Genomic DNA, 1509 nt, shown 5'->3' with positions numbered 1-1509 from the left:
CCGACTGGTTCGGCCTCAGGTCAAGCGTGTGGCTTGCTACCGAATGACTCTTGTGGGCAAATGGCTGCCTAACTATTCATTCAAGGGGAAGCCGCTTCGCGGCTCCCCTTAATTCAGGTGTTAGACCTCACCACAAAGTAACGGCGACTTGGAGAGCCAAATGGCATCGCTCGACTTCGAAGCTGAAAAATCAGCCTTCCGCGAGTATCACAACGACAACAGCGAGCTGCTACACGGTGCCGAGGATTTCTTCAGGTCACTTGTAGTTTCTTTACTTGCCCGCGTGTCAGGCCTTGAGAAACCAACCGTCACTTCGAGACTGAAGGATCGCGAAGAGTGTATTCGCAAATTCTCGCGCAAGTATCAGACAGCCCTTGAAGAGTCGCAAACCGCGTACGAAATAAAAGACCACATCACAGATTTGATCGGCCTTCGCGTTGTTTGCCTGTACGAGAATGAAGTTGATCTAATCGTTTCAATGTTGCGCACAAATTTCGAAGTTCTTGAAGAAACAAACAAAATTAAGGCAATTGAAAGCACTGAGAACGCCTTCGGCTACAAGGGCTTCCACTTAGACCTAAAAATCAATGAAGCGAGACGAGAATTCCCAGAGTACGCACAGTACGAATCTCTGAGGTTCGAAGTTCAAGTTAGAACTACCATTCAAGACGCATGGAGTGCTCTTGACCACAAGATCAAATACAAGAGATCTATCCCGGCCGACCTCAAGCGCAGAATTAACACACTCGCGGCCCTATTCGAGCTGGCCGACCACGAATTTCTAAGTATTCGTGACAAGACGAAAGAGCTATTTCAAAAAGCTCAATCCGAAACAAAAAAGATCGCTGTTGAAGGTCCCGCCCCGGCCCCAGCGGCTAGCGGAGCAAAGCAAGCCGCAACAGATTTAGATGTCTTCTCCTTCATATCTGTTGCGGAGCACTACTTCCCAGGCTACAACTTCATTTCGTTTGCGGCAGATGGATTTGTGCAGGAACTACTCAAGATAAAGCCGTCTCTTACAATCGAGTTCCTCTCAGATTCACTCAACAGGCATTTGGCGAAGGTCAAGAAATACAAAGCAGAAAGCCCACACTCGCTTAATCCTTACACTCAAATCCGCCATTCGCTGTACTTAGAAGACCAAGATTTGTTCAAGACCTGCTTGTTTGACATGCAACGTGCACAGTTTGATGAGTGGCTGCGTAAAGCGTGAGGTCTAACAATTCATTCAAGCCGACGCCGCTTCGCGGCGCGGCTTAATTCAGGTGTTAGGCCGCTAAGAGCGGGCCTGCTGCGGCAATTCGGCAGTTCGGGTTGCTCGCTTCGCTCAGCACCTTGTCGCTTTCGTCCACCCTCTTCGGTCGCGCTTGGAGTCATCTAAGCGGCGCTCGTATCTCTACGCGGCAGTTCTGGCGATCGAGGTTACCGGCGGCATCAACGCCGGGCGCTCGCGGCTCCTGGTGCGCGGTCGTGCATCTTCGCTTCGGCACAAGCAGCTTCGGCTAGTCC

General features: G+C 50.8%; 1 protein-coding gene. It reads left to right on the top strand.

Going from position 1 to position 1509, the window contains the following annotated elements:
* Positions 1-160 precede the first annotated feature (160 nt).
* The gene (locus G7B67_RS13040; protein WP_166213120.1) at positions 161-1213 is read left to right on the top strand and encodes a GTP pyrophosphokinase; all 1053 of its coding nucleotides are present in this window, start codon (positions 161-163) and stop codon (positions 1211-1213) included.
* The last annotated feature ends 296 nt before the right edge of the window (positions 1214-1509 follow it).

Source organism: Cognatiluteimonas telluris, from assembly GCF_011320095.1.
GTDB classification, from domain to species: Bacteria; Pseudomonadota; Gammaproteobacteria; order Xanthomonadales; family Xanthomonadaceae; genus Cognatiluteimonas; species Cognatiluteimonas telluris.
This window is presented reverse-complemented; position numbering and strand designations above follow the sequence as displayed.

What these genes read in the sequence shown, in the direction of transcription:
- G7B67_RS13040 (WP_166213120.1), top strand. Translation starts at nt 161, where the DNA reads ATGGCATCGCTCGACTTCGAAGCTGAAAAATCAGCCTTCCGCGAGTAT.